The following is a 25,898-nucleotide window of genomic DNA, read 5'->3' on the forward strand; positions in this document are numbered from 1 at the left end:
TATTACATTTGTGTCAAATAGCGGCATCAAAAAAGTAGTTTATAGAGGTGCCCATTACATTGGTTCATCATGGCACTTGCTTTTTCTGTAGTAGCAATAAATGCTCACGGTCAAATGGGTTGCCTGATAGCCCATTATACTCTGGACGGCAATGCTGCTGATATCAGCGGTCATGGTTATGGCGGCACCTTGCATGGAACAACTCCCGCAGCCAATCGTTTCGGAAATCCTGCATCAGCATTGTTATTCAACGGTACATCAGATTACATTGAACTTCCGACGGATTTTGACCTTCAGCAGCGTACTATCTGCGCCTGGGTAAAGGTCAATAGCTATTCTACCAATATGGGGCTGGTGTTTTCGACCGACCACGCCGCAATGGTTTATGGTGGGACCGGTTTGAACACCTGGAATAATTCAGGTACAAATGAAATAGTTGTGGGCGTTGGTGCAAATTCCATTGCCAGCCCGAATACCCTTACCGGTGTGTGGTATCATATGGCCCTCAGTGTAAGTACGTCATGGGTTAAATATTATCTGAACGGTTCGCTGGTTGATTCTTTGCCCAACAATAGTTTTACACATTCTACTGGAGGACCAACCAATGCACATTTAGGCTGCAACAGGCTTATCAGTCGCTTTTACAATGGTGTGATGGATGACGTGATGATTTTTGATTGCGCGCTCGATGCTTCTACCATTGATTCTATATATAATGGTGTAGAAACCTGCTTGCTGGCTGATTATCCGCTTGATGGAAATGCTTATGATATTGGTGGTTTTGGTTATAACGGAACCTTGCATGGCGCAACCCTGGTACCGGGTCACAACGGCATTCCCAACACAGCACTGCATTTCAATGGAACGTCTGATTACATCGACCTCGGCTCTGATTTTGATATTCCGGTAAAGACAATCAGCCTTTGGGTTAAACTGGACACTTTTTCATCCGATATGGGCCTGATTTATTCAAGCGATCACGACCTTACCCAGTACGGAGGAACGGGAATCAACTCAACAAGCAGCGGCGGTAACAACCAGCTTGTGGTAGGAGTGGGAGTTAACTCGATATTCTCTCCTGAGAAATCAATAAATACCTGGTACCATCTTGCACTTACGGCAGGACCGGTTTGGCTGAAATTCTATATCAATGGTGTGCTGTTTGATTCTATAGTCAACAACAGTGTGTCTCATTCTACCGGGGGATGTTCCGCGGCTCACCTTGCTTGTAACAGGCTTCATACGCGCTTTCTGAAGGGCAGCATCGACGATGTGAAAATATTCAAATGTGAGTTAAGCCATGATGAAATAGCACAGTTATTATTATCAACAGACATGCCGCTTGCCGGAACTTCAACGATGAGCGTTTATCCAAATCCGGCTGAAGATAAAATAACCCTTGAAGTGCCTGCATTCAAAGGTTGTGCAAAAGCGTCCATTTACAATATGCAGGGACAGTTGATTCTGCAGAAAACAATCACCGGTGAAAAAACTGAGATGGAACTTAACGGCTGTGCAAGCGGAATATATGTGCTTACATTATCTGACGGCATCAACACGTCAGTTAAGAAATTTATTAAGCAATAGGGTTTGCTAAGTGCTTCTTGGAGCCGGTTTTTCAAGAACCGAACACAATGATTGGTCTTTAATAAAAAAAAAGCGTTGCAAATGCAGCGCTTTTCCTTGTTGTCCCGCTAGGGGTTCCGCCGAAGGCGGACAGGCTTCTCCCCCTGGATGCAGGATAAAAAAAAGAGCCACACTTTCGTGCGGCTCTTGCCATGTTGTCCCGCTAGGGGTCGAACCTAGACTCTTCTGATCCAGAATCAGACGTGTTGCCAGTTACACCACGGGACAATAAAACCGCTGCAAAAATATAAAACTTTTATTTGCTGCGGCGAAAAAAGTTGCCTTTTTTTTAAATGCCTGGCAGATAGTGGTTCTTATATGTAATTCGTCAATTACTTACCCTTTTTTCCGGCATCCTGAATGTTTGTCCAGGCACTTTTTAGGGTTACGGTACGGTTTAACACAAATTTATCCGCTGTTGTGTCGCTATCCACACAGAAATATCCAACCCGCTCAAACTGCAATCTGGCTCCGGCTGAAAAGTTCTTAATATGCGGTTCTGCAAAGGCTGTTACCACTTTTAGCGATGCCGGATTCATATTCACCTTAAAATCAACGCCTTCGGGAACATCTTCGGGGTTTTCTTTCGCGAATAACTGCTCATATATGCGTGTTTCCGATTCAACGGCATGCCGGGCCGAAACCCAGTGAATGGTGCCTTTTACTTTGCGGTTACTCCCCGGCAGTCCGGTGCGGCTGTCGGGGTCATAAGTGCAGTGAACTTCTGTAATATTTCCTTCTGCATCTTTGATAACATCCGTACAACGTACAATGCATGCATATTTCAGACGCACCTCATTGCCCGGAGTAAGCCGGAAGTACTTCGGCGGCGGGGTTTCCATAAAGTCGTCCTGCTCAATATACAGCACTTTCGAAAATGGTATTCTGCGGTTGCCCTGTTCAGGATTTTCAGGATTGTTCAATGCCTCAAATTCTTCGCTCTCGTTTTCAGGATAATTTGTTATAACGAGCTTCAGCGGATTGAGTACCGCCATGATGCGCTGTGCCTTTTTGTTAAGGTCTTCGCGCAGGCAATGCTCCAGCAACGCATATTCGATTACGTTATCGCGACGAGCCACGCCAATGATTTCTGCAAAATTTCGCAACGATTCGGGCGTGTAACCGCGCCTGCGAAGTCCGCTGATGGTAGGCATACGCGGGTCGTCCCACCCGTTCACAATGTTTTCCTGAACCAGCTGCAGCAGCTTGCGTTTGCTCATTACCGTATAGCTGAGGTTGAGGCGCGCAAATTCTATTTGCTGCGGTGCATAGATATCGAGTTCTTTAATAAACCAGTCATATAACGGGCGGTGTACTTCAAATTCAAGTGTGCAGATGGAATGTGTGATGCCTTCAATGGAGTCGCACTGTCCGTGTGCAAAATCATACATAGGGTAAATACACCAGGTGTTCCCGGTGCGATGGTGTTCGGCATGAAGAATGCGGTACAGCACCGGATCGCGGAACAGCATGTTGGACGATGCCATGTCAATTTTAGCGCGCAGTGTTTTTGCCCCATCGGCAAATTCACCTTTACGCATGCGGTTAAATAAATCGAGATTCTCTTCAATGCTGCGTTCCCGGAAAGGGCTTTCGGTGCCCGGCGTATTCACTGTGCCGCGTGCTGCGGCCATTTCTTCACCCGTCTGGTCGCACACATAAGCCTTGCCTTTTTTTATCAGTGTTACGGCGTATTGATAAATGGTTTCAAAATAATCAGAAGCATAAAATTCACGATCGTCCCAGTCAAATCCCAACCAACGCACATCTTCTTTAATGGAGTTCACATATTCCACATCTTCTTTGGTGGGGTTGGTGTCATCAAACCTGAGGTTGCACAATCCGTTGTACTGTTTTGCCAAACCAAAATTCAGACAGATTGATTTTGCATGACCGATGTGAAGATAACCGTTGGGCTCGGGCGGAAATCTTGTATGAACTCGTTTCTGATGTTTCTCTGAACGGATATCCTCCTCAATAATCTGCTGTATAAAATGCAGTGATGGCTTGTTCTCGACGGGCTTATTTTCGTTATCGTTCATAATAATTTCAAATATTTTTCAGCAACAAAGTTACAAATTTCACGACATAATTTGGACAGCAGCGGCAGTTTCGCAACACAAAGCAGGATTTTTTTACCCTTTGTTTTCCTTCACAAACGGGGTATTGACGAGCTTTTAAGCTATAGCGAAATTATTTTCCGGCAATTACCAATTTCTTTGTCATTACCGTTTCTCCTGTCCGGATAACCATAAAATACAGGCCATTCCGCAGTCGACTTACATCAAGCACGTGAGTAGTTGCACCATCAAGTGAAACACCGGTTTCTGCTCTTGCAAAAACCTGTTTACCGGTAACATCATACAGCAGAATTTCCACAGCATTATCACTCGATGTAACACTGACATAAACCTGTCCGTTTGCCGGATTTGGGTATATGCTGATATTCTGTGATGATGCATTGTGCTTAATGCCTGCGGTGTTTATTTCAATATTCTGTGTGATGCTGTCGGCGCCACAGCCGTTATATACGACTTCTTTAATCGTATAAGCGCCGTCGGTTGCGTAGGTATGTGCAGGGTTTTGCAGTGTGCTGGTATTGCCATCGCCGAAATACCACAGCCATGATGCAGCATTGGTCGACTGGTCGGTAAACGTGGCAGTATGGCCTGTTATATTTGAAATAAAGGCAGCCGAAGGAGTATTAGAACTTACATTCACAATCGCGGGAATCCTTGCACTTACGCAATTAGGGGTTTGAAGTTCCCAGTCATAGAAATAATAATAACGCAAATAGGCATTTCCACCTCCTGCATTGCTTCGGTTAATACTTATGTAACCCGGAAGTACGTAAGGATACGCAAGGTTGGTTGTATTTCGGTACATATTGGGATAGGTAGAACAGAGCAGTTGAAGACCTGTATCGGCGGGTATCGCAAAGTTCAGTGTGACGCGGCTCATCCCGGCAGGAATATTAACCGTGGCCGTTTGTAAGGTAGTGCCACCACTATTCACTAAAGTGATTGTTCTGCTGGCAGTAGTTTGTGCATTTACCAGAACAGAAACGAGTGTTAATGGTGTATAACAGTCAAAAATTTCACCATAGGTGCTGTTATTATTAAACATTGTTCCGTTAGAGTTGGTGTCTGGGTTCCCAACATATGCAGGGGCTGAAACAACTGAATTTTCAACATAATAGGTTGTGGTAGAAGTGAGAGTTGGGGTAGTATATGTTGTTCCCGTTGTCAGAATATTGCCTCCGGTAGCCGCATCATACCATGTTAAGCTTCCGTTGCCTGATGCGTTTAAAACTGCAATGCCTGAAACGCAGAATGAAGTATCAGAAGTTACGGGAGGTTCTGCGCCGACTGTGATATAATCAATCAGTGTTTCTGTGTCATCTCCGCACACACCGGCCGAGGCCGTAAGTACAACTGTGTATGTGCCCAGGGTTAAATAATCATGTGCAGGATTTGCATCGGTCCCGGTGCTGCCGTCACCAAAATCCCATGAATAGGAAAGGGCATTGGCACTGGTATTTGTAAATTGAACGCTTGCAGGTGCCTGACAAGTGCTGGTGATATCGGCAGTAAAACCCGCACTCACCACTGCATTATTGACTGTAATACTCCGCTGCAGACTGTCGTTATTCGTATTATCATCGCTCACACCGTTAGGCAGCGACGTATATGTTTTAATCAGGTGAGCACCTGTTGTGAGTGTTATTGCCTGAAAAATCACAGTGTCAGTTGCATATTGTGCCAGATTTCCGCTCCACGACTGAGACGTAATCACGCCGTCGTAATTGCAGTACAGCGTACAATTTGTAAGTGCCGTTGTACCTAAATTACGAAGAACTACTGTTGGCAGTACCGATAGTCCTGAGCATGAATAAACCGATGCGGGCTCTATAATCTGCGCTGTTTGTGCGTCATTCGGAAATGTAGCGGCAATTATGTAAACATCGCCCTGATAGGGAACATAGTTGAATGCCGTGGCGGTTACCAGAATTGTGTCAGGATTCATTTGTGCAGGGAAGGTAATATTGGCAATACCTCCCACAACATAAGCAGTTCCAATAATCTGATGATGAATAGTAAGACATACGAGTGCGCCTTCAACGTTGCAATTCACCGCGAGACTTGTTTCTCCAAGATTAATTTGCGGGCTGTGGGTTACGGTCATGCTCATGGGGTTGGCGGTACGTACCATCAATGACGGGTCGCCGAAAATGTGCCATGTGTCCGTCATATTATAATCTGAATACAAATCATTCATTTTAAGATTTCCGTTCACACAGATGCCGCCATAAGTGCGTTTGATGTTATTGGTATAAGCCTCGGTGAGTATACTCACCGACTCGTCTTGCGAAGCCATCGGCGGGTTCCAGCTTTGATTGATACTCGACATAAAGGTTGCGACAGCACCGGCGGGCAGACCGTTGTAAGTGTATCGCATCCATGCTTCGGCAAAGCAGGTTCCTGCTGTGAAATTACCGTTCACACAGGCAACCGATAAAATAAATGGCCACATGCTTGTATTAGTAAGGCTGGTCACATCGGTATTGGCGAAACCTGTCGTTCCCCAGGCATTATCAGCACCATGTCCTGTATAGGTGATGATGCCCGTTCCCGCATTTACATCGGCTGTTACCATGGCGGGTGTGGGATTTCCGGCAGCGTCGGGCGACGCCTGCGTACCGTCGAACAAGGCCGTTTCGGCAGTATATGTATAGTTCATAAGCTTGGCAAGAATCACCTGCTGATGCTGGTAATCATATTCATTATTATCGCCCGGTCCCTGATCGGAACCAATCGCTGTGCAATGGTTGAATTTGCCCGGAGTCATGGTTGGCGTAAGCTCGTATGAAATGCTGCGGTTCACCTGAGTTGTGACCTGTGCAGCATTCTCAGCAGAAAAACGACCTACAAAAATTTCCTGAAAATGATCGTTCCCGACAAGGTAACCATAGGTAGGGTCGGAGCCTCCGCCGGCAACGGTAAATGTGGGGAGCTGTGCGGCATCGCCCACAAGCAATAAAAAGGTAAGACCGTTGGTGTTGTAATAATTCGTAACATAAGTTTTAATATTTGTAGCTGTTCCGCCGGCAGTTGTTACACTTACCATTTCTGTTGGGACGCCCTCGTCATTTTTCCAGTCTACAAAAGGCTGCATGTCGCTCATAAATGCATCATAGCAAACCACCAGCATTTTACCATGCTCGCCAAGTGCTGTGTATTTCGGATTTTGCTTGTAATTCAGGAAGTGTGAATCGTACACGTTCTTAAATTCGGTGTCGATGGCAGTGATTTGTTTTGTGCGGTTAAAAGTATTTGTTCCGCTCAGCCCACCGGCAGATTCCATTTTAACAACAATTTCTGAATACACTCTTAAAACTTTTGTAACCGGATTGTACTGGAATGGATAAATCATCGCAGCCTGTCCCCTGAAATCCCTGAGAATATAAGGATCGTTAAGTGATACCAGATTCCCGGGATAAAAACTGTTTTGAGAATAAACTGCGCCATAAGTATAGGGAACACTTGCCGGATCAATAGTGCGCAGCAAATTACCTTTCGATGGTGCAATATCAACATTCGGGAAATCGGTATAATTTGATGAAACAATGCTGATTGTCATATTGCCCAAATCAGGGATAATAAGAGATGCCGATGCCACCGGAAGGTCGGGAGCACCTGCCTGCTGAATATATCCTGTATTTCCGAGGGCAGGAATTACAGAATTTCCCTGTGGCGTTGTGACAGAATTAAGTGAAAACCCACGCAGGTTTATTTTAAAAACGGAGGTAGTTATATTAGATGAGATGAGTTTTATTTTTGCAGGTTCCTGTGTTGCAGAACCCATATTTACCCAACTCTGAGCCATTACACTCACGGAAATTGCCAGTATGGCCAATACAATAAAAAATCTTTTCATACACATGAATTTGATTAGGGAAACGCAGGATTTGAATTATAGAATATTCCAGATTAATTTATTACAACAAGTTTTGTACTCAATGATTTATCATCTGTTACCAGAACGACTGAATAAATGCCCGCTTCAAATTGAGAAGCATCGAACAGCAGGGTGTATGTTCCGGCCTGCTTTGTGTGGTTATTCAGTATTGAACGAACTTCACGGCCACGGATATCAAATATTTTAAGACTTACCGTCGATGCGGACGCGAGGCTGAATTCCAGACTTGTAATTCCATGCGCGGGGTTCGGGTAACAGCTTAAACGGGTTGCCGTATTTAACGCGTTTTTTTCAATTGAGCTGACGGCCATTACCGGCGGAAACATAATAAAGTCAATCCATGCAGCGTCACTGCCGCTCGATGTGCTGTAATCTTTCACATACGACCATTTGAACGTATGAGCGCCTGTTGTTACAGGAAATTCGGCTTTTGCCCATCCAAGCTCACCATCCCAGCGTTGCTGGCTTACACCATCAATAGAGAAATCCAGAAAATCCCACCAGTCACTATAAACTGAGCCTTGCTCGCACGATACTTTACGGAAAAATGAAATGGTATCAGCCATGGTCACGTTCATAGCAATAAATAAATCTGACTGCTGATTATCGCTGATGGTCCCCGATTTATTGCAGTATAATCCTTCGTAAGGATTCACATTACTGACAGACCATGGCGCGCTTCCTGAAGTTTGCCAGTGGTATTTTGCCATAGTACCGGTTTCCCAGTCTTCCATGGCCTGCCCGATTGGAATAAAATAATCAAGTGCAACAACGCGGCTTCCAGAAGTCACCGTGTAGGTCAGTTTAACAACAGCGGTATCAGGTACTGTAGGTGAAACGTCAAGCGTGAAAATAGCATCCGCATTGGAAAGTTTATTCAGCGTGCCGAAATTATGAGTGCCGGTGGTTATAGTGATATACGGACTGTTGGTTGTCAATACGCCCTGTGTTGTCAGTGCATCGGCATGTCCGGTATTCAGCGTATTGATTATAATGTCAACGGTTTCGCTATGGTCAAGTGAGCCGTTCCCATTGCCCAGAGCCGCATCATCAATAGCGAAATTGCCGATTGCCAGAATCGGAGCATTCACTTTTAAATCAAAATCAGATGTCCATGAATTGCTGTTATTATCGCTTATTGCGATGTCGAAATGTGCGATATGCTGATCGGGAACTGCGTCTGCAACATTGAAAACATAGGCTCCTGCTTGTGTTGATGATGTGTTCGAAGCAATGGCTCCATAGGTTTGGGAATTATCAGTGATGGCAATAAAAGCATCGGCTGATGTAATTGTGGCATTCACACCGTTGGCGGTTGCCGCACCAAAATTCTTCAGTGTAACGTCGAGATTAATAGTATCATTATTATCTACAATTGTGTCTGATCCGCTTTGGTCAACCGGATGATTTTTTGTGTATAAAACATACGGTCCGGCAGGAGATGCTACAGCCACAGTGCCTACATAAGGTTGCCTGTTCTGGCAGGTTACCACTACATCAGCTGTGACGGGGATGCCGATAGGCGACAGCGTGATGTTTGCAACACCGTTTGTATCGGCAAGTGCAGCGCCATACAGTACACCGGCTTTACTAATCGCGGCATATGCAAAAGGCGCGTTTGTTGTAACGGTAAAGTTAGTTGAACCAAGCGGCATAAGTGAATTATACGCAACCGTCATAGCATCGGGAACACCATAATAAATCATCAATGAGGGGTCGCCCATAAGGTGATAAATTTCCCAGTAGTAGTCAGATGAACCACCTGCCTGCATAACTGCCAAATCGCCCGCAACCACCATTTGCCCTTGGGTTGTGAACCATTGTGCAAATGATTCGCCATGGTCGTGGAACGTTCTGTCGTAAGCACCTAAGCCAGATGCATCGTAAGTTGCGTGCAAGGGTGGGTTGCCTGACGGAAAGGTTCGTGCGCCCACACCCCACCAGTAATCTTCATCCCAATACGTACTGTTTGACCCACCGATATAGCCCACCGAGCCTTTACCACTGGCGCGCAGCAGTGCTTCACCGAAACAAACCGTTTCATCAAATTTGTTTGTCAAACAACAATTGCCCACAAGCAAACCATATTTATGATTGTTTGTCAACGAATTTACATCGGTTACCGTAAATGAGGGATTGGAAAATCCGTCGGGCCCGCCATGCGCGGTATAGTTGAGGTAAGCACAACCGGTACTGACATTTTGAATAATTTGTGAGCTACTGCTTCCGGAAACTGCATAAAGATAGGTGTGGGAAAAAAGGCCGTGAGCCATATTGAAATACGTATCGGTCCCGTAATTAATCTGACCGTCGCCGTAGGTAGGTCCGTTAGTCGGATCCTGACCGGCTATCATCACGCAGGTATCAAGATACGACGGGTGGGGCATCAGGTATTTTTCGTACTCCAGCGTCTTGTCAATTTGGGGCTGCAATTCTGCAACTGAAGTTGCCGAAAACCGTCCATAATAAAGTTCCGGCAGCTTATCGCCGGTATATTCGCAATAATACAAATCGGATACGTGTGTGCCGGTAGTACCTGCAAAAGCGGGCACCTGAGCAATATCTCCGACAATCAGAACAAAAGATGGTGCAGGGCTTGAAGGCGTTCCCGCATTGTATAATCCCTGCAAATATGATTTGATAGAAGTCGTAGTTGCTCCAACCAATGGATTATTGGTATAGGCTTCAATTACAGTAAAACCTTTTTTTGTTTTCCATTGTATGAAGGGCTGCAGTGCCGACTGAAACATCGGGTCGGCAACAATCACATATTTTACCGGGTATTGAGTCAGGTTTGATTTTAAATGGTCATTTTTATAGTTAAGAATTTTCGAATATCCCGGTTCAAAATACGGAGAATAAGTGTTTGCTTTTAAAGCCTGCGTTGCTGCAATATCGGCATTTTCAAACGTTATTTCAATTTCCATAGACGTGCAAACTTTTATAAGTCTGCCTGCCGGATTATATTGTACGGGCGAAATCTCTAAGCGTCCCAGACGCGTGCCACGCATGGTGCCCAGTTCAATAACGCTTGCGGTGTTGCGTTCAAGGAAATTGTTCTGGCTGTAAAGCGCTTCGTTATATTTAAAAGGCACAGTTTTAACATCGGCACTTTTACTCAGCGACGGCTGTGATGGCATCACATCGAACGGTATCTGAAGGTCGCTCAGACTGTACGTTTTCCAAATGGCATTCTTTATTTTGACAACAACATTCGCGCCCTGCGGAATCTCAATCAGTTTTTTAAGTACCGGAAGCCGGGGCTCCCCAATAATCATGCTGGTTCCAAAATCTTTTATCACCAGTTCACTGAACAGACCGCGGCTCGTATTTACTTTAATGGTTTTAATATCGTCTGCCGATAACGTATTTACCAATGTGAGTCCATAATCAGTATTTGCAGTAACTTTCAAACCGGTATTATTCTCCGGATTACCTGCAAATAATGAGGGTGTAAAAGTGCTTAGAACAAAGAATATCATCGTTACCACGATGCCTGAAGTGAAAGATTTTTTCATAGCGCTGTTTAGGGAAATATATGAATTAATGGATAAAGATACAAAATCAATGTGTATCTAATGATGTGAATTTTTCTTAACAAAAGTTTAACGGCTTGATTTTTAGAAAATAACAGCTTTTTCAGGCTGGTAACTTTGACGGTTATCACGCTGAGGACAATTATTAATATTACCGGATTATCTTTACATTTGTGTAAATAACTCAAATTGTTGGTATGCACCGGTATTTTGTACTGTCATCATTTATTGTGTTGGGAATTGCATTCTTGGGGGTTCTCATCAGCCATCGGATGCGTGGTCATGAATTTATGGGGAAGCCACCGTTAAGAAAGTCACTGTTCATTCTCGGCAAGATATGTGTTTTCGGCAGCTGGCTTTTTTTTCTTCTCAAAGCCGTGTTTCCTTCAATCGGCTATATTCCTGTTCCTGAATTTTTATCATGGACAGCTACAGCTGTTTTAATTCCGGCAATCCTGATTTTCGTAATTTCTTTTTTTCAGCTGGGCACCGCACTTAAAATGGGGCTGCCCAACGAAAGCACAACGTTGCGCACTTCAGGCTTGTATCGCTTTTCCCGTAATCCTATCTATGCTGCGGTTTTTATGATGTTCTTTGCATCACTTATGTACTTTCCCGACCCGTTGAACTTCTGTTTAGCCATTATAGGTACAATCATTCACTACCGAACGACCCTGTCCGAAGAAAAATTTCTGTTGCAGCGTTTCGGCAGCGAATGGACCATGTATACATCACGGACACGTCGATATTTATAGAATGGACGCCGCTGCAAGATATTTTTCTATCAGCCGCGGAACGGGATATTGCTTGATTTCATTATAGGCAACCCAAACCAGATTTTCTTTTTGAAGTTTTTTGGGAAGATGGATTTGTACAAACCGTACGTGCATGCTTATATGGCTCAGCTTATGAAGGTATTCAGTGCTTAATTTGCCAGATGTAACGGCTGTTTTTCCAAACAATGACTGAAATTCTGGATGTGTGGAAATGTTGTTGAAATATAGTGGTATTAAGGACTCAATGCAAGGGAAATCATATAGGTTTTTCAAAATCCCGGCTGTGGTGCGTTTGCGAAGGCATATTTTTTTTAAGTTGCCGCTTCCGGAAGTAATAACAAAATAGAGATAGTGCCGTTCGGTAACTGTTGTTTTAACCATTTTCACCGGGAAGTTTTCAGGTGTTCCAGTCGCCAGAGCCTTGCATTTCTTTTTAAAGACACAATCTGAACAGCCCGGTTTTTGAGGTGTACAGCAAAGTGCTCCGAATTCCATCACGGCCTGGTTGTATGTGCCGGGATTGTCATCGCTTATTATAGATGTGGCAAGTTGCAGAATTTCTTTTTTGCCATCGGCCGTATCATATGCCTTTTCAATACCAAAAAGGCGTGAAAGTACGCGCACAACATTGCCGTCAACAACAGGATATGCCTTATTAAATGCGATGGATAAGATTGCGGCAGCTGTATATTCGCCAATGCCTTTGAGTTTAATTATTTCTTCATGTGTATCCGGAAAGCGGCCATTATAGTCTGCCACTATTTGTTGAGCAGCGTGGTGCATATTCCGGGCACGGGAATAATAACCAAGTCCCTGCCAGCATTTAAGCACCTGCTCTTCGCCGGCATCTGCCAGTGAAAAAACGTCGGGAAAGGCTTCAATAAACCTGTTATAATATGCAAGTCCCTGGTCGACACGTGTTTGCTGTAAAATAATTTCCGAAACCCAAATTTTATAAGGGTCGTTTGTCAGTCGCCAGGGCAGGCTGCGTTTATGCTTATTATACCATAAAATAAATGTAGTATGGATTATTTTCATATTTAATGAACAAATTTATTTTGAGGGCTTTAGATGAAAAAAAACGTAAAATTACTTTTTTTGAACGAAAATAAGTTTATATTTGCAGCCCGGTTAGAATACGGTATATAAAAAAGATAAAGAACGAACTTATAACCACTTAAATTTTTTAGAAATGACAAAAGCAGAAATTGTAGCAGAAATCGCTAACAAAACAGGAATTGAAAAAGTTGCCGTTCAGGCAACTGTTGAATCATTCATGGAATGTATGAAAGCTTCACTTGCAAAAGGTGAAAACGTTTACCTCAGAGGCTTTGGAAGTTTTATCATTAAGAAACGTGCTCAGAAAACCGGACGGAATATTTCAAAGAATACAACCATTGTTATTCCTGCGCATTATATTCCCGCATTCAAACCTGCTAAAGTATTTGCTAACGAAGTAAAGAAAAGCGTTAAATAATTTTATTTTCTACGTCATAAACACAACTTATCATGCCAAGCGGAAAAAAGAGAAAAAGACATAAAATGGCAACGCACAAACGTAAAAAACGTTTGCGCAAGAACAGACACAAAAAGAAATAATCTGGCCGTTTAAATCTGCCTTTAGTTTATTACACAGCAATCCCGCTGTGTAATAAACTTTTATAGACGATCCTGATTTAGATGTACTATTTGCTGCACCTCCTGAAATAAGGATAAACGTGAACAAGGAATTAATTATAGACTCCGGTCCTGCCGAGGTCACTATCGCCCTTCTTGAAGAAAAGAGACTGGTTGAGCTGCATAAGGAAAAGAATAATAACAATTATTCTGTCGGAGATGTTTATCTCGGCAGAGTAAAGAAAATTGTTTCCGGACTGAACGCTGCCTTTGTAGATGTTGGCTACGAAAAGGACGCTTTTTTGCATTACCTCGACCTTGGTCCTCAGGTGCGTTCGGTGCTCAAGTATACCCGTAGCTGCATATCTGCTGCACAGCCCAGCATTTCAGAAGATACCTTCAACTTCGAAAAAGATATTGATAAATCCGGAAAGATATCAAACATCTTAACCGCGAATATGGATATCCTTGTTCAGATTGCAAAAGAACCGATATCCAGCAAAGGCCCGAGAATAACGGGCGAACTTGCCATTGCAGGCAGATACCTCGTTCTGGTTCCTTTTTCAGACAGAATATCAGTATCACAGAAAATCAGCAACAACGATGAACGCAACCGACTCAAAAGGCTGCTGATCAGCATTAAACCAAAGAATTTTGGTGTAATCATCCGTACCGTTGCTCAAAACAAAAAAGTTGCCGAGCTGATTGGCGATCTGGACGATCTGGTTAAAAAATGGGATAACCTTATCGGAAGGCTTCCTCAGGCACATCCTCCACGCAAAGTTCTGAGCGAAATGGATAGGTCATCAGCTATTTTACGCGACCTGCTCAACGAATCGTTCAACTCCATTTACGTGAACGATCAGGATTTGTACGATGAGCTTAAAAGCTACGTGCGCACCATTGCACCCGATAAAACAGACATTGTAAAATTACACAAGTCTAAAACACCCATTTTTGAGCATTTCGGCGTTGACAAGCAGATACGAAACCTGTTTGGCAAAAAAGTGACCCTTAAAAATGGTGTCTATATCATTATTGAGCATACCGAAGCCATGCATGTTGTTGACGTGAACAGCGGTCATCGCATGAATAACCAGATCAATCAGGAAGCCAACGCACTTGCCGTTAACATGGATGCTGCAACAGAAATTGCACGCCAGCTCAGGCTTCGCGATATGGGCGGCATCATTGTCATCGACTTTATTGATATGCACCTTGCCACAAACAGGCGCATACTCTTTGATAAACTCCGTGAAGAAATGCTCACGGATAATTCAAAACACACCATTTTACCGCCGAGTAAATTCGGGCTTGTTCAAATCACCAGACAAAGGGTCCGCCCCGAGACCAGCGTGAAAATACTTGAGAAATGCCCCGTTTGCGAAGGAACAGGCGAAATTAAAGCCAGCATCACCCTGCTCGACGAAATTGAGAATCATATCCGTTATCTCATCGATGAACAAAATGAGGTGAAGCTCAAACTCGTGGTGCATCCCTACGTTTACGCTTTTATTATGCGGGGATTTTTCACACGCCGCTGGAAATGGTACCGCCGTTTCCACAAGTGGATCGGTATCAGCTCAGACAGCACGTATCATTTCCTCGAATACCATTTTTTTAATGGTAAAGGCGACGAGATAAAACTGTAAGATTTCCGATATTCTTCTTCCCTTTTTTCATGTACTTTCTTTGACCGGATGTGTTTTACATTCAGCAGTGAAAACAATTCACCCAAACGTGATATTATATTTGTATTTTTGATTTGAAAACAAAAACATAACAGTCATGACACAAACACCTGATAATAAAAAAAGCCCTGCCCAAAATGCTGCAGATACAACCGGCACACCGGAGGTGAAGAAAAAAAGCCATGTGCGGCTCATTCTTTGGCTGATATTCATCTTTGTAATTATTGCCGTTCCTGTAATTATTTATTTTGTAAAGGATATTCAGATAAACAATCTGAAAAAAGACCACGAAAAAGAAATCAGTGCAATGCAGGAAAAGGCAAATGCAAAAGTGGCCGAAATGAACCGCGGAAATCTGATTTCTGTTTCCCGCGTATTTTCGTGGGCCGTCCGTTCCGAAATTCAGCGAGGCAACGCCGAGAATGTTGGCATGTATATGACAGAGCTGGTTAAAATTCCGAACATACAACAAGCACTCTATGTTGATAATTCCGGAAATGTTGTACAATCAACAGATGCTAAATACAAAGGAATGGCATGCAGCAATATTTTCGCAGACGCCATTCTCAACAACAATGATATAAAGATATCCGACCGTGAAAACGGCGATTTGATGGTGGTTTCACCTGTAATGGGAATAGGAACGCGTTTAGGTTCGGTGGTAATTACGTATACACCTCAGAAATTGAATTTTGAAGTGCCTGTTGCAAATCCGGAGAAAAAATAAAGAATAAGAGCTTACAATGAGATATTCCAGAAATTCCGGTCTGCTTGTGATAGCAGCCATCTGTCTGATTATTGCTTCATGCGGGAACAATAAAAGCCGTGTCAAAAATGAGTTTACCATACACGGTAAATTTAAAAACACTAAAGGCGAAATGCTCCGCCTGGTGCAGTTAACCGTTGATAGTGTTATCCCTCGTGATTCAGCCATCATAGATGAAAACGGCGCTTTTTCATTTAAAGTAAAAGCAACAGCACCTTCGTTTTATCTTGTGAAAGCAGCTGCCGATAATTTTATAACGCTGTTAATAAATCCGGGCGAAATTATTGAGCTGTCAGGTAACTTCCAGCAGCTTGCCCGCGAATATAATGTCAGCGGTTCTCCCGGATCAGCGCTGCTTGCAGAACTTAATACCCACACCCGTATTAATTACCGAAAGGTCGATTCTATTGAAAATATTCTGAATAAAAGTCAGGATAGTTCACGCTTTGCGGATATTAAAAAAGAAATAGACTCTGCTTATACCCTGATTTTTCTTGATCAGCAAAAATTTGTCAAAGCATTCATCGATAAAAATGACTCGTCGCTTGCTTCGCTCATGGCCATTTATCAGGTGTTTGGACGGGTAAAAGTGTTGAATGAACGCGATCATTTCGAATATTTTGAAAAACTGGATAAACGTTTAACAGCCCTCTATCCCGCTAACGGATACGTGCTTGAACTACATAACCGGGTGTTGCAGATATACAAGAATGACGAAGAACAAAAACTTGCCGAAAAGAAACTGGATTCGGGACTGGTGGCGCCTGATATCTATCTGAAAAATATTGGCGGAGTGACGTGCAATTTGTCGTCGCTCAAGGGCCGCGTTGTGCTGGTATGGTTCTGGGCTGGCTGGAGCAAGTCTTCGCAAAAAGACATTGATACGTATAAATATCTTTATAAAAAATTCCGCAGCAAGGGATTTGAAATCTATGCTGTGTCTCTTGATAAAGAGCGCCAAACCTGGGAAGATGCCGTACGCGGAAACAAAATGCAATGGCTGCAGGTCGGCGATTTGCTCGAATGGGATTCGCCTGTCGTTAAAACATATTGTATCAAAAATATTCCGCATGCTCTGTTGATTGGAAAGGACGGCCGCATCCTGAAACGGGGTATAACAGCCGAGCAGTTGCCCGAATACCTTGCGAAGCAGTTTAAAAATTAGAAACATAGTTGAATGTTTGATAAACGAATTTCCATTTTTATTTTTTTCTTAGCATCGCTGCAATGTGTTGCCCAGTCTTACTTTCAGCAAAAAACAGATTATACCATTTCGGTTTCTTTGAACGACAGCTCACATGAACTCGATGCAACTGAACGTATAGATTATACCAATAACAGTCCTGATACTCTTCATGAGATATGGTTTCATCTGTGGCCAAATGGCTACGCAGATAAGCATTCTGCAATGTCCGAACAATTTCTTTCGCAGGGGAATGGGAACTTTTATTTTGCTGATAACGACGATCTTGGCAGTATCGACGGACTGAAATTCAGAGTGAATGATACCAGCGCCCGTTATGAATTTGACGCCAGAAACAAAGATATCTGCGTACTTCATCTGAACAGGCCGCTTTGCCCGGGGAGAAAAATAACTGTTACAACACCTTTTCATGTTGATATTCCCGATGTTCGCTTTTCGCGTATGGGGCATCACGGACAGGCTTATTACATAACCCAGTGGTACCCGAAACCGGCGGTATATGACAACAATGGGTGGAATACGTTTCCCTACCTCGATCAGGGTGAGTTTTATTCTGAATTCGGTACGTTTGACGTTACCCTTACACTGCCGCAAAATTATGTGGTTGCTGCTACCGGCGATCTCATATCGCCACTGAGCGAACTTGACTGGCTCGACAGTATTGCACGCCGGCCTTTGCCTGCAACGCCTTCGAAAAAAGTAACAGATGAGGTAATTCCTGAATCATCGGTGCTGACAAAAACACTCCGCTATCATCAAGAAAATATTCATGACTTTGCCTGGTTTGCCGATAAGACTTATCAGGTACGGAAAAGCGAAGTCGTACTTCCGTCAGGACGGAAAGTTACCACCAGGGTTTTCTTTAATAATAAAAATGCAAAATTGTGGGATAAAGCCGTTAATTACGTGAACCGCAGCGTTTCCTATTATTCCGAAAAGGTTGGAGAATACCCTTACAACGTTTGTTCCGCTGTTGAAAATCCTTCGTATGGCGGAGGTATGGAATATCCCACCATTACCCTTATCGGAGATGCGGGCAGTGCGCTTTCACTTGAAGAAGTAATTGTTCATGAGGTCGGGCACAACTGGTTCTATGGCATACTTGCATCCAATGAACGTAATGAACCGTGGATGGATGAAGGCATGAATTCCTTTTATACACAGCGTTACATGATGGATACGCATCCTGAATTGAAATTATATGATAGTCAGGGCTTGTATAAATGGATTGCAAAACTCTTTGCTCTGGACAAGGCGCCCCAGCAGGCAATGAGTGATCTTCCGTGGTTGTTTTCTTTTCTTAGGAATAATGATCAGGCCGCAAATCTTACATCAACAGCCTATTCATCTCTTAACTACGGCTCTGTTGTTTACATGAAATCATCGATGTCATTTCTGTGGTTAATGAATTCTCTGGGTACTGCGGAATTTGATAAAGCAATGAAGCAGTATTTTGAAACATGGAAATTGCGGCATCCCGATGCTAAAGATTTCAGGAAATCATTCGTTTCAACGACAGGAAAAAAATCGGAATGGTTTTTCGACGACCTGCTTACATCATGCAAAAAGCCTGATTATAAAATCTGCAACATAAAGAAAACCATGGACCCCCAAAGTTTTACAGGCGATGCATGGCAGGTTACAATAAAGAATTCAGGCGATATTGAAGGACCTTTTTCGGTGTCGTCCATGATTAAAGATTCCATTATTTCAACACAATGGTTCGATGGGTTTAAAGGAAAACGTGCCTTGTTTGTTCATTTTATCGATTTCGATAAAGTAAGGATTGACGCGGGTTATACAATGCTTGAGTCCAATCGTAAAAATAATTCCATTCGCCGCAGCGGAATACTGAAACGCATGAAACCCCCTGCATTCAGGCTGTTTGCATCTGTTCCGCATGAAGATAAAACGGAAATATTTTTTGCACCGGTTATAGGTTGGAATAAATATGACCATTTTATGGCAGGCATTGCCTTGTATTCAAGCCCGCTGTTTCCGCGTAAATTTGATTATCTGCTGATGCCATTGTATTCAACCGGAAGCAAAGAAATTTCGGGAAGTGCGAATATCGGATACAGTATTCTGCCCCGGCAGTCTCGGATTCAGCGCATCCGCATTGGTATGTATGCTTCGCGTTATCATTACAATGATTATCCGTTCTTAATGCACTATGTAAAACTCTCGCCTGAAATAGGTATAGACATCGTGCCAAAATCAGCCAGCAACAGGCTGAAGCAGCATATCCGGCTGCGCGACGTGAGTTTATATAAACAGTCGTATGAGTATGTAAAAATCGGGGAAGGGCTGGGTGATCCGTCGGGATTACCCTATAATATCTATACGCTTGAGCGTACTGATGAGAATTATTCCATTTACGAATTATCTTATTTTATCGGGAAACAGACACCGGTCAACCCTTTCAATGCAACGGCAACCATTCAGGCAGGCGAAGGTATGGCGAAGTTTTTTGTGGAAGGCAACTACCGCGCCGTGTATTCAAAGAATAAAGGTCTTGATATTCGCTTGTTCTACGGCACTTTCCTTATGCGACCGACGAACAGTGTTTATGATTTTCGATTTCATTTAAGCGGACAGTCGGGCTATCAGGATTATATGTACGACAATATTTACCTTGGTCGCAACGACGCCAATATACCATGTTCAAATCAATTTTCCGAAACCGATGGCGGTTTTAAATATGCAACAGCTGTTGGAATGACTTGGGACTGGCTCTTTGCCGTAAATCTGAAAACATCCCTGCCCGGGAAACTTCCGTTTAAACTCTATGCAGATTTCGGTACTTACCGCAATGCCGCCCATGCATTCACTGGTTCAAAAGCCCTTTCATATGATGCAGGTGTGCAGCTTTCTATTATTAATAATATCTTTGATATTTATTTCCCGATGTTGCTTTCTGAAGATTTAAAAAGTGCCGGGAAATTATTTGAAACACATTACCCTGAGAAGATACGGTTCACGCTGAATCTGAAAAAGCTGAATCCGTTGGAACTGATTAAAAATCCTGATTTTTGAGGTGGAGGAACAAACAACCATAACGAACGAGAATATCAGCGGTAAAATATATTTTGCCTCCGACTGCCATCTGGGTGTGCCCGATGCCGCAAGCAGTCTGGTGCGCGAGAAGCTTTTTGTGGCATGGCTTGAAGAAGCCCGCAAGGATGCTGCCGAAATTTATCTTTGCGGCGATATTTTTGATTTTTGGTTCGAATATAAAACCGTTATTCCGAAAGGTTTTTCGAGATTGTTGGGTACTCTTTCTTCTATTACCGATTCAGGAATAAAGGTTCATTATTTTACCGGAAACCACGATATGTGGGTGTTTCGCTATTTTACCGAAGAATTGGGAATGCCCGTATACCGTAAGCCTATCGTCAGGATGATTAACGGAAAAAAAATGATGATTGGGCATGGCGATGGTCTGGGCCCGGGCGACTACGGATATAAATTCATTAAAAAAGTTTTTGCAAACAGAATATGTCAGGTGTTGTTTGCATGGCTGCATCCACGGGTTGGCGTCGGTATGGCACTGTTCTTTTCGCGCCGAAGCCGTGTGGCTCGTGGCAATACCGATGAGGTATTCAGAGGCGAAGACGGAGAACGCCTGCTTGTCTATACAAAACAACTTCTTGCAAAAGAACACTTTGATTATTTTATTTTCGGTCACAGACACCTGCCTCTTGATATTAAGCTTGCCGAAAACTCCAGATATATCAACCTGGGGGACTGGATTTCCAATTTCACTTACGGCGTCTTAGACGGTGGGCACTTTGAGCTGAAACGCTTCGAAAAACAGGTGGTCAACTTCTTATAAAAAAGGAGCCGCGCTCCGGCGACTCCCTTCTTCATTAACCCCAAACCATGTTTTAGAAAATTTTGTGGAACGCTTAAGTGTTAGTTAGTGAAGTTTTCTGCAGCGTTGTTTATATTTGATTTTTTTGGCGATTGGTAAATACCGTTCGCATGTGCAATTGCCGGACTAATTGTGTGTGTGATGCCGTGACTGTTTCCTGTTTCGTGCACCAATGTTATTTGTGCGTTTACCGGGGTGAGCAGCGATATCTGAAAAAGTTTTACTATAAGAACGCGAATCATATTTTTTCGCGAAAAAAATGCCGATTTATTTTTGAAGATTTTCATGACAGTTGTTTTCGGTTGTTACAAATAGAAGCTCTCTCTTTTGTTAATCAATGCCCGACTGCTTGCCGGGTTCATAATAACCGGTTTCAGTAAGATATCCGTCTGTTTGTTACTGAAACCTGTTTTTTTAATTAATGCCTGCCTGAGTAATTCGATAGCATTTTTCATGTTGCTTATTTTTTTTACCGGTTATTGAATAATCCCGGAAAGTAAAAAGTAGGCGGGCAGGTATTGTTAACTGAGTTCTGATTCCGGGATTTTAAAATCAAAGAACAAATGTATTACAAAGATACAATCAAAAATTGAAAAGTCAAGTAAAAAATGAAATATATTTTCATGCCAAAATTAACTATACTGAAAATCAAACAATAATCATATTATTGCATATTAAAAAATCCCAAAATGGGAATAAAATTACATGAAAACTGGCATTTATGATGTGTATATTCATCTTAAGCCTGGGAAACTATTTCGGTGGCATGGTGAATTATCATTCTGTATTTCTATTGATGTTGCTTTTCCTGTAACGGTATCTGGTGGGGATTGTACCGTGGCTCTATTTCAGTCAAACCTTTGATAACGTGGAGAAGCAAACACTTTCTGGCAAGAAGAAGACTGGAAAATCAGATTATATTGAGGCGGTTTGCGTCCTGTTTCAGAAATACGAAAAGAAGAATTGTAAAGGCAAGCATGGATGAACCTCCATAGCTGATGTAGGGCAGGGGTATACCTACAACAGGCGCAAGTCCAATTGTCATTCCTACATTAATAATGAGATGAAAAAAGAGTATGGATGCCACGCCATAACCATAAATCCGACCGAACATAGACCGCTGCCGCTCTGCGAGAAACATCAGCCGAATCAGCAATATCAAGAATAATCCAATTACGACAGTGGTTCCGAAAAACCCCCATTCTTCGCCAATGGTACAGAAAATAAAATCGGTGTTCTGTTCCGGCACAAATTTGTACTTTGTCTGGGTGCCATGCAGGAAACCTTTTCCTAAAAGTCCTCCGGAACCGATTGCAATTTTTGATTGATTTACATTGTATCCTGCACCTTTCAAATCAGTGTCCTTACCAATCAAAACATCAATTCTTTTCCGCTGATGTTCGTTGAGTGCGCGGCTGTACATGAGATTTACACTAAGCACAAAAATAAGGGCAGCCGCCACAAGCCCGCTGAAGACGAGAATATTTTTTCTGCTGCGGCGAATAAAGAAAAACATAACAATAGCCAGAACTACGATGGTTCCGATTATGATATAAATATTCAGCAGCAGCGTCAGCATAAAAACAACAATAGCCAGAAACAGCGTTATCAGAACATTGCCCGAAAGCCCTTCTCTGTAAAGAACAAAAATGAATGCAGTAAAGACAAGCACGGAGCCGGTTTCGTTTTGCAGCAATATCAGTGCTGCCGGAATTAACATCAAAACAATTACAACCACTCTTGTGCGAAAATCCTGTATTAAAATTCCGGAATCGCCGAGGTATTTGGCAAGTGTGAGTGCAACAGCAAATTTGGCAAATTCGGATGGCTGAAACCGTATGGTTTCAGTAAAATAAATCCACGAGCGCGAACCGTTCACCTCTTTGCCAAGGAATAATACCAACACAAGCATCAGTAGGGTAAATCCATAGATAGGGTAGGCAAAGGTGGAAAAGAATTTTGGATCGATGAGCATGATAAAAAATGCAAGCAGAAACGCAACAAGTATCCAGATGAATTGTTTGCCGTATTCCTGCGAAAGGTCGAAAATACTGCGGTGTTCTTCGTTGAATGCGGCAGCATATATGTTTACCCAGCCGATGCCTACAAGCAGCACAAACAACAGCAGCGCGATTCTGTCTATATTGGAGAATATGTTTTTCGGTTCTCTCATCAGCCCTACTGGTTCGTTGTTTTTCCTGTCAGTATTTCCTGCTCAAGGTCAAGGCGTTTCACTTTCCCGGTGAGATAACGCTCAATCAGCAAGCTGGCTACCGGAGCTGCCCACGTAGCGCCGTATCCCGAATTTTCAACAATAACCGCAATCGCAATTTTCGGATTTTCTTTGGGCGCAAATGCCATAAAAATAGAATGATTCTTCCCTGAATTTTGTGCCGTTCCGGTTTTTCCGCAAACGGTAATGCTGTCCATCTTCACGTTGTGAGCCGTGCCGGCCTCCACCACATTGGCCATTCCGTCTATTATCGGTCCAAAATACATCGGGTTTACCAATGTCTGATTCTTTTTAGTATAACGTGCATTTAAATTCTGAAGGTTGCCTATCGCTTTAACTACATGAGGCGTATAAAACCATCCTTTATTTGCAATGATACACGCAACATTTGCCAGTTGCAGGGGCGTGAGCTGAATCTCGCCCTGACCAATTGCAATTGAAATGATGGAAAGTGAACGCCAGCGGTTCTTTCCGAATGCACGGTCGTAATAATTATCGGTCGGAATATAGCCTGCAGATTCATTTGGCACATCACATCTCAGTTTTATTCCGAGTCCAAAACTCAGGATATACTTTCGCCACACGTTGAATGCTTCTCGGGTGCTCCTGTACTTCTTGTTATCAATGATGTTTTTAAACGCTTTGCAGAAATAGGCATTGCACGAATAGGCAATAGCTGCTTCTAATGCCAGAGGCGAAGCATGATTGTGGCAGCCTACCATTTTTCCGTTTCCGAGCGGAAAACCACCATAACATGGAAACAATGTGGAAGTCGTAATAACTTGTTCCTGTTCGGCGATTAGTCCAATAACCGGCTTAAATGTTGAGCCGGGAGGATACCTGCCGTTAAGCGCACGATTGAACAATGGCAGACTTTTATCAAGCAAGAGCGTGAAATAATTAGCGGCACGGTCGCGACCCACCAGCAACGACGGGTTGTACGAAGGGCTGGAAACCATGGCAAGAATACCTCCGGTAGAAGGGTCAATTGCCACAATTGCACCCCGTTTGTTTTGCATGAGCTGTTCGCCATAAGTTTGCAAATCGAGGTCAATAAAGGTGAACAGGTTTTGACCGGCTTTCGCTTCCAGATCAAACTTCCCGTCCATATAACTTCCTTTGTCGCGGCCGTGAACATCAACCATAATTACCTTAATGCCTTTACGGCCACGCAGTTCGCGCTCGTATGATTTTTCAATACCGCTGATTCCGACATAATCACCCGGACGGTAATAATCATCTTCTTTAATCATATCAGGAGTAACTTCCGAGATATAGCCAAGTACATGCGAAGCGATTGGTTGCGGATAATTGCGGATGGTACGTGCCTGTACCCGGAATCCGGGAAAACTGATGAGCTTCTCCTGCAGCATACCATACACTTCACGTGGAATCTTTTCTTCAAATATCGACGGCAAATAGGGCGAATAATTACTCGCGGCCTTCACACGCCTGATAAACACATCTTTTGTAACACCGGTCAGTTTGCAAAACTCAACGGTGTCCATTTTATCCGGCAGCTGATACGGAATTACCACAAGATCATACGTAGCTTCATTGAAAACAAGAAGCCTGCCTTTTGCATCGTAAATGAGCCCGCGGGCAGGGTATTCGGTGTTGTATCGAAGTACATTATTGTCGGCGAAATATTTATAACTGGTATCAATTACCTGAATGTAAAACAGACGGACAATAAAAATAAACCCGATTACAAGAAATACAATAGATATAACGTAACGCCTGCCTGAATATGTTTTTTTCACCGATGGTTCTGTTCAGAATATAGTGAGCAAAGGTAATTTGAAAAATCATACCTGCGGTCTAAACTTTTTTGAAAATTTTAACCGTCCAAAATATTAAACTGAGAAATATCAGTGAAAGTTTTTTAACGAAAAGTGTGGGAGAAATGCATGTTGTATTATCTTTGCCGTCTGGTTTAACCATTTGATTAAACCATTTAATTAAAATTATGTGTTTTCATGGTCGAACAGGAAATAAATACCGAAAATAAAATACTGGATGCCGCCAAGAGGGTATTCCTGAAGAATGGATTTGACGGGGCACGTATGCAGGAAATTGCAACAGAAGCCGGGATTAATAAAGCCTTGCTTCATTACTATTTCAGAAGCAAAGACAAGCTGTTTGATGCAATTTTTACCGAAGCGTTCAGTCAGTTTTTGCCGAAAGTCGGAGAAGTGATGATGACAGACATACCATTTCTTGAAAAAATCAGAATCTTTATTGATAGTTACATCAATATGCTCACTAAAAATCCGCACCTGCCCATTTTTGTGCTCCACGAGCTTCACCGTAACCCCGGAAGGATTGTTCAGATAATAAAAAATACAGGCGTCGACCCCAACATCATTTCTAAGATTCTGAAATCTGAAGCGAAAAAAGGAAATATTGTTGAAATGGACGCAAAGCATCTGGTGCCGAATATTATCGGACTGTGCCTGTTCCCGTTTGTGGCTCGCCCAATTTTACAGGCCATTATTTTTAATGGCGATGAAAAAGCATATGAAAGCTATTTGCTGGAACGAAAAGAGGAAGTATATAAGTTCATTACAAATGCATTAATAAAAAAGTAATCCGA

The 25,898-nt window shown here is 42.9% G+C and carries 17 protein-coding genes and 1 tRNA gene; 9 read left to right on the plus strand and 9 right to left on the minus strand.

Features of this window, described 5'->3' with window-relative positions:
* Positions 1 to 69 precede the first annotated feature (69 nt).
* Positions 70 to 1,587 carry a LamG-like jellyroll fold domain-containing protein gene (locus WCM76_02805; protein MEI6764542.1) on the plus strand — a complete coding sequence of 506 codons (1,518 nt, stop codon included), beginning with the start codon at positions 70 to 72 and terminating at the stop codon, positions 1,585 to 1,587.
* 194 nt (positions 1,588 to 1,781) lie between these two features.
* Here the strand turns inward: WCM76_02805 and WCM76_02810 are convergent.
* From WCM76_02810 to WCM76_02825, 4 genes are all read right to left on the minus strand, one after another.
* Positions 1,782 to 1,854: transfer RNA gene (locus tag WCM76_02810), tRNA-Gln, on the minus strand.
* A gap of 104 nt (positions 1,855 to 1,958) precedes the next feature.
* Positions 1,959 to 3,668, minus strand: a complete 1,710-nt coding sequence (locus WCM76_02815) for a glutamine--tRNA ligase/YqeY domain fusion protein (protein MEI6764543.1) — start codon at positions 3,666 to 3,668, stop codon at positions 1,959 to 1,961.
* Positions 3,669 to 3,819: 151 nt separating this feature from the next.
* Positions 3,820 to 7,563: a C25 family cysteine peptidase gene (locus tag WCM76_02820; protein ID MEI6764544.1), complete on the minus strand. Its 3,744-nt coding sequence runs from the start codon at positions 7,561 to 7,563 to the stop codon at positions 3,820 to 3,822.
* A gap of 53 nt (positions 7,564 to 7,616) precedes the next feature.
* Positions 7,617 to 11,123: a C25 family cysteine peptidase gene (locus tag WCM76_02825; GenBank protein MEI6764545.1), complete on the minus strand. Its 3,507-nt coding sequence runs from the start codon at positions 11,121 to 11,123 to the stop codon at positions 7,617 to 7,619.
* A gap of 215 nt (positions 11,124 to 11,338) precedes the next feature.
* On the opposite strand from WCM76_02825, the gene WCM76_02830 reads away from it, so the two are divergent.
* The gene (locus tag WCM76_02830) at positions 11,339 to 11,896 is read left to right on the plus strand and encodes an isoprenylcysteine carboxylmethyltransferase family protein (GenBank protein ID MEI6764546.1); all 558 of its coding nucleotides are present in this window, start codon (positions 11,339 to 11,341) and stop codon (positions 11,894 to 11,896) included.
* On the opposite strand, the gene mutY is transcribed toward WCM76_02830, so the two are convergent.
* Complete coding sequence (gene mutY, locus WCM76_02835) at positions 11,891 to 12,955, minus strand: A/G-specific adenine glycosylase (protein MEI6764547.1); 1,065 nt, start codon at positions 12,953 to 12,955, stop codon at positions 11,891 to 11,893. The genes WCM76_02830 and mutY overlap by 6 nt on opposite strands.
* 154 nt (positions 12,956 to 13,109) lie before the next feature.
* Here mutY and WCM76_02840 point away from each other — a divergent pair, with 154 nt between their 5' ends.
* The 6 genes from WCM76_02840 (at position 13,110) to WCM76_02865 (ending at position 21,030) form a co-directional block, all read left to right on the plus strand.
* Entirely contained in the window at positions 13,110 to 13,394 is a 285-nt protein-coding gene (locus WCM76_02840; GenBank protein MEI6764548.1) for an HU family DNA-binding protein, read from the plus strand.
* A 241-nt stretch (positions 13,395 to 13,635) separates the two neighbouring features.
* Positions 13,636 to 15,186, plus strand: a complete 1,551-nt coding sequence (locus tag WCM76_02845) for an Rne/Rng family ribonuclease (GenBank protein ID MEI6764549.1) — start codon at positions 13,636 to 13,638, stop codon at positions 15,184 to 15,186.
* A gap of 136 nt (positions 15,187 to 15,322) precedes the next feature.
* Positions 15,323 to 15,952 carry a hypothetical protein gene (locus tag WCM76_02850; protein MEI6764550.1) on the plus strand — a complete coding sequence of 210 codons (630 nt, stop codon included), beginning with the start codon at positions 15,323 to 15,325 and terminating at the stop codon, positions 15,950 to 15,952.
* 16 nt (positions 15,953 to 15,968) lie between these two features.
* The gene (locus WCM76_02855; GenBank protein MEI6764551.1) at positions 15,969 to 17,156 is read left to right on the plus strand and encodes a thioredoxin-like domain-containing protein; all 1,188 of its coding nucleotides are present in this window, start codon (positions 15,969 to 15,971) and stop codon (positions 17,154 to 17,156) included.
* A gap of 12 nt (positions 17,157 to 17,168) precedes the next feature.
* Positions 17,169 to 20,231: a M1 family metallopeptidase gene (locus WCM76_02860; protein MEI6764552.1), complete on the plus strand. Its 3,063-nt coding sequence runs from the start codon at positions 17,169 to 17,171 to the stop codon at positions 20,229 to 20,231.
* A 1-nt stretch (position 20,232) separates the two neighbouring features.
* Complete coding sequence (locus WCM76_02865) at positions 20,233 to 21,030, plus strand: UDP-2,3-diacylglucosamine diphosphatase (GenBank protein ID MEI6764553.1); 798 nt, start codon at positions 20,233 to 20,235, stop codon at positions 21,028 to 21,030.
* Positions 21,031 to 21,110: 80 nt separating this feature from the next.
* Here the strand turns inward: WCM76_02865 and WCM76_02870 are convergent, their stop codons facing one another.
* The 4 genes from WCM76_02870 to mrdA all read right to left on the minus strand — a co-directional run bounded on the left by WCM76_02870 (position 21,111) and on the right by mrdA (position 25,065).
* The gene (locus WCM76_02870) at positions 21,111 to 21,356 is read right to left on the minus strand and encodes a hypothetical protein (protein MEI6764554.1); all 246 of its coding nucleotides are present in this window, start codon (positions 21,354 to 21,356) and stop codon (positions 21,111 to 21,113) included.
* Between the two features lie 18 nt (positions 21,357 to 21,374).
* On the minus strand, positions 21,375 to 21,524 hold the full coding sequence (locus WCM76_02875; protein ID MEI6764555.1) for a hypothetical protein: 150 nt from the start codon (positions 21,522 to 21,524) through the stop codon (positions 21,375 to 21,377).
* A 455-nt stretch (positions 21,525 to 21,979) separates the two neighbouring features.
* Positions 21,980 to 23,242, minus strand: a complete 1,263-nt coding sequence (gene rodA, locus WCM76_02880) for a rod shape-determining protein RodA (GenBank protein ID MEI6764556.1) — start codon at positions 23,240 to 23,242, stop codon at positions 21,980 to 21,982.
* Positions 23,243 to 23,247: 5 nt separating this feature from the next.
* Positions 23,248 to 25,065, minus strand: coding sequence for a penicillin-binding protein 2 (gene mrdA / locus WCM76_02885; GenBank protein ID MEI6764557.1), 1,818 nt, complete (start codon positions 25,063 to 25,065; stop codon positions 23,248 to 23,250).
* 216 nt (positions 25,066 to 25,281) lie between these two features.
* Here mrdA and WCM76_02890 point away from each other — a divergent pair, with 216 nt between their 5' ends.
* Positions 25,282 to 25,893 carry a TetR/AcrR family transcriptional regulator gene (locus WCM76_02890; protein MEI6764558.1) on the plus strand — a complete coding sequence of 204 codons (612 nt, stop codon included), beginning with the start codon at positions 25,282 to 25,284 and terminating at the stop codon, positions 25,891 to 25,893.
* Positions 25,894 to 25,898 lie beyond the last annotated feature (5 nt).

This window comes from Bacteroidota bacterium, assembly GCA_037133915.1.
Lineage (GTDB): Bacteria > Bacteroidota > Bacteroidia > Bacteroidales > CAIWKO01 > JBAXND01.

What these genes read in the sequence shown, in the direction of transcription:
- WCM76_02805 (MEI6764542.1), top strand. Translation starts at nt 70, where the DNA reads ATGGCACTTGCTTTTTCTGTAGTAGCAATAAATGCTCACGGTCAAATG.
- WCM76_02815 (MEI6764543.1), bottom strand. Translation starts at nt 3,668, where the DNA reads ATGAACGATAACGAAAATAAGCCCGTCGAGAACAAGCCATCACTGCAT.
- WCM76_02820 (MEI6764544.1), bottom strand. Translation starts at nt 7,563, where the DNA reads ATGAAAAGATTTTTTATTGTATTGGCCATACTGGCAATTTCCGTGAGT.
- WCM76_02825 (MEI6764545.1), bottom strand. Translation starts at nt 11,123, where the DNA reads ATGAAAAAATCTTTCACTTCAGGCATCGTGGTAACGATGATATTCTTT.
- WCM76_02830 (MEI6764546.1), top strand. Translation starts at nt 11,339, where the DNA reads ATGCACCGGTATTTTGTACTGTCATCATTTATTGTGTTGGGAATTGCA.
- mutY (MEI6764547.1), bottom strand. Translation starts at nt 12,955, where the DNA reads ATGAAAATAATCCATACTACATTTATTTTATGGTATAATAAGCATAAA.
- WCM76_02840 (MEI6764548.1), top strand. Translation starts at nt 13,110, where the DNA reads ATGACAAAAGCAGAAATTGTAGCAGAAATCGCTAACAAAACAGGAATT.
- WCM76_02850 (MEI6764550.1), top strand. Translation starts at nt 15,323, where the DNA reads ATGACACAAACACCTGATAATAAAAAAAGCCCTGCCCAAAATGCTGCA.
- WCM76_02855 (MEI6764551.1), top strand. Translation starts at nt 15,969, where the DNA reads ATGAGATATTCCAGAAATTCCGGTCTGCTTGTGATAGCAGCCATCTGT.
- WCM76_02860 (MEI6764552.1), top strand. Translation starts at nt 17,169, where the DNA reads ATGTTTGATAAACGAATTTCCATTTTTATTTTTTTCTTAGCATCGCTG.
- WCM76_02870 (MEI6764554.1), bottom strand. Translation starts at nt 21,356, where the DNA reads ATGAAAATCTTCAAAAATAAATCGGCATTTTTTTCGCGAAAAAATATG.
- WCM76_02875 (MEI6764555.1), bottom strand. Translation starts at nt 21,524, where the DNA reads ATGAAAAATGCTATCGAATTACTCAGGCAGGCATTAATTAAAAAAACA.
- rodA (MEI6764556.1), bottom strand. Translation starts at nt 23,242, where the DNA reads ATGAGAGAACCGAAAAACATATTCTCCAATATAGACAGAATCGCGCTG.
- WCM76_02890 (MEI6764558.1), top strand. Translation starts at nt 25,282, where the DNA reads ATGGTCGAACAGGAAATAAATACCGAAAATAAAATACTGGATGCCGCC.